The organism is Actinomadura sp. KC216, assembly GCF_004348535.1.
Lineage (GTDB): Bacteria > Actinomycetota > Actinomycetes > Streptosporangiales > Streptosporangiaceae > Spirillospora.
In genome coordinates this window covers 1-3,256 of the sequence record NZ_SMJX01000532.1, presented here as the reverse complement: position 1 = coordinate 3,256, position 3,256 = coordinate 1, and the positions used below count along the sequence as shown (strand labels likewise).

Sequence of the window (3,256 nt, the reverse complement as noted above, 5' to 3'; positions counted from 1 at the left end):
CGCCGGTCCCCCGCGACCACCACCCCGCCGGGGAAACCCACGGCGACGATCGTCGTCCCGTGCGGGATGTCCTCCCCCGCCCGCGACGCCGGAGGCGTCCGCCTGCCGGGCAGCAACTCCGGAGAGTAGCCCCCCAGGAACTCCGTGAACGACGACGTGTCCGGGTTCGCGAACAACCCCGGCAGACGCCCGGTGTGCGAATCGTGCGACGCCACGCGACTCCCTTCTCTCCACCTTGCACCGGCTCCCTGCCCAACCCCACCGGCGCGGACGACTACGACCCTACTGTTCAAGGTCGCCCATGCGCATGCCGCATGATCTCCGGCGCAGTCAGCCCACGGCGAACCCGTGCCCATCCAGGCGTCCGGTAGACCGATTCGACACCTCACTCGTGACTCAGAACCCCCGCCGGACCCGGCCCCTCCCACACCGGCGTGTCGAGCTCCTCGTCGAACGGCAAGGTCTGCTTCCGGTACTCGCCGTCCTGCTCCCAGAACGCCTTCCAGCCGCCCCTGGGAACCGACGCAGGGTCGACGTCCGGAACGGTAAGCGACAGCCGCGTCCGTCCGTCCTCGCCCGTCACCGTCTGCACCAGACGGCCCTCCACGTAATCCGCCGCCCGGCGCAAAGCGATCGGGTCGTCCCTCAACTGGCCCATCCCCGTGTTGCATGACGAACACGCCATCCCGCGCACCGCCCCGCTCACGTGATCATGGTCGACGTGCTCAGCCGGGAAGTCGAAGCACACCGCGCACTGCCCCATCTGCATCTTGAGGAGCCACTCCGCGTCTTCGTCGTTGATCCCGTACCGCCGACGCCTGTGGTAATGGCGCGCGGACTTCAGGGAATCTCCCCTCGTGCGCCAGTTCGGGTCCCACCGAACCCGGTCCGGGCCTCCGAAGACCGGAACGCCGATCTCGATGCACATCCCCCGCGCGTGCGAACCGCGCAGCTCCAGGTAGTCGGCCGCGAGACGAAGCCGGGCGGGATCGTCGGCGAACTGCCCCAGCCCGCCGTTGCACTTGAAGCACAGGATGCGGCGGACGAGCCCGGTCAGGTGGTCGTGATCGACGTGCTTGGCGTCCGCACGGAGGCAGATCACGCAGACCCCGCCCTGCTCGAGGACCATCTGCTCGACCTGCTGCTCGGTGATGCCGTAGCGGAGCTTGAGCTGATAGTTGCGCCCGCTTCCGTGGTTGCGGCGCCTCTCATCGGCCATGACCTTGTTGTGGCATGGACGGCAGTAGGTGGCCAGGCCCGTGCTGCTGGCCCGATTCCGCCCGAAGTCCTCGATCGGCTTGACCACCTTGCACTGTGGGCAGTACTTCATCCCTTCCGGAACAGCCGAGTGCCGTCGATAGGCCCTCGTTTCCTTGCCCAGACTCGCCTGCTTCTTCCGATAGGAACGACTGTTGCGTAGGCCGAAGCATGCCTTGCAGTAGTGAGCAAGCCCATCCTTCGAGGCCTTGAGCTTCCAGAACTCGCTCGCGGGCTTCTCTTCCCCGCAGTCGAGACATTTCTTCGAACGCATGAGCGAGACTCTAATCGTCTCGCTCATGCCTTGGCGGTCGATTTAAGAATGTGAGGAAAATGTCCGCTTATGCGGCCTTATCGGTGGGCCGCTAAATCGGACATTTCCTATCACTCCCCCCCTTTTTGGATATAGGCCCTTACGAAGTCTTCTGCGTTCTCTTCTAGCACTTCGTCTATTTCGTCCAGAATTGAGTCCACGTCGTCGGTGAGCTTCTCCTGGCGCTCTTGTACGTCCTCGGTCGTCGTGGCCTCGGTCTCCTCGGTCTCTTCCGTGCGCCGAGTGGTCTGCTTCTGACCGCCGGTGTCCTTCGTGGCCATTCCGTACCTCCCGCTCTGCCGGTGCCCTCGACCCTATCTCCGATCTTCGACGGCGAGCGGATCTTGAAGGTCCGTTTCGCCGCCTCGGCCCAGTGGCCGGGGGCATGCTCGGGTTATCGCCCACCGGTCCGCCACTGAAACGGGCATACCGGTCACGATACCGAGACCTCACCCGTTTTCGCAGGTCAGAAGCGATTGGAACGCTCGATAGCAGCACTATCCAACCAGCGTGCGGAGCCGACCGACGGTGGTGTGGCGTGCGGCCCTCAGAGGGCGTGAGGTCAGCTCTGGCCGGTGAGGGTGGCCACGAGGTCGGCCGCCGTCCGGCAGCGGTCCAGCAGGGCGCCCACGTGCTGCTTGGTGCCCCGCAGGGGCTCCAGGGTGGGAACGCGCTGCAGGGATTCGCGGCCCGGGACGTCGAAGATGACGGAGTCCCAGGAGGCGGCGGCGACGGAGTCGGCGTACTGGCGCAGGCAGCGGCCGCGGAAGTAGGCGCGGGTGTCCTCGGGCGGGTCCTCGACGGCGGCCTCGACCTCGGGTTCGGTGACGACGCGGTCGATGCGGCCGCGGTCGACGAGGCGGTTGTAGAGGCCCTTGTCGGGCCTGATGTCGGTGTACTGGAGGTCGACGAGCTGCAGGCGCGGGTGGGACCAGTCGAGGCCGTCGCGGCTGCGGTAGCCCTCCAGGAGGGCGAGTTTGGCGACCCAGTCGAGTTCGCGGGAGAGCTGCATGGGGTCGTCGCCGAGGCGGTGGAGGACGGATTCCCAGCGGTCGAGGACGTCCTTGGTCATCTCGTCGACGTCGGCGCCGAAGCGGTCCTCGACGTACTTGCGGGACTGTTCGAGGTACTCCATCTGGAGTTGGACGGCGGTCATCTTGCGGCCGTCGCGGAGGGTGAGCAGGTGCTTGCAGGACGGGTCGTGGGAGACGGCGCGGAGGGCGGCGACGGGCATGTCGACGGAGAGGTCGACGGTGAGGAAGCCGTCTTCGATCATGGCGAGGACGAGGGAGGTGGTGCCGAGCTTGAGGTAGGTGGACAGCTCGGCCATGTTGGCGTCGCCGATGATGACGTGGAGGCGGCGGTATTTCTCGGGGTCGGCGTGGGGTTCGTCGCGGGTGTTGATGATGGGGCGTTTGAGGGTGGTCTCGAGGCCGACCTCGACTTCGAAGAAGTCGGCGCGCTGGCTGATCTGGAAGCCGTCGCCGCGGCCGTCGACGCCGATGCCGACGCGTCCTGCGCCGGTGACGACCTGGCGGGAGACGAAGAAGGGGGTGAGGTGGCGGACGATGTCGGCGAAGGGGGTTTCGCGGCGCATGAGGTAGTTCTCATGGCAGCCGTAGGAGGCGCCCTTGTTGTCGGTGTTGTTCTTGTAGAGCTGGATGGGGTGGGTGCCGGGGACCATGG

At 66.4% G+C, this 3,256-nt stretch carries 3 protein-coding genes and 1 pseudogene; all 4 read right to left on the bottom strand.

What is annotated here, in order from left to right:
• A pseudogene (locus E1264_RS41545) lies at positions 1 to 215 on the bottom strand (proteasome subunit beta); the annotation flags it as partial.
• A 170-nt stretch (positions 216 to 385) separates the two neighbouring features.
• Positions 386 to 1,531, bottom strand: coding sequence for an endonuclease VII domain-containing protein (locus E1264_RS41540; RefSeq protein ID WP_132182911.1), 1,146 nt, complete (start codon positions 1,529 to 1,531; stop codon positions 386 to 388).
• A 110-nt stretch (positions 1,532 to 1,641) separates the two neighbouring features.
• Positions 1,642 to 1,851, bottom strand: a complete 210-nt coding sequence (locus E1264_RS41535; protein ID WP_132182909.1) for a ubiquitin-like protein Pup — start codon at positions 1,849 to 1,851, stop codon at positions 1,642 to 1,644.
• Positions 1,852 to 2,132: 281 nt separating this feature from the next.
• The coding region (gene dop / locus E1264_RS41530; RefSeq protein WP_132182907.1) for a depupylase/deamidase Dop at positions 2,133 to 3,256 on the bottom strand (1,124 nt) is incomplete at its 5' end.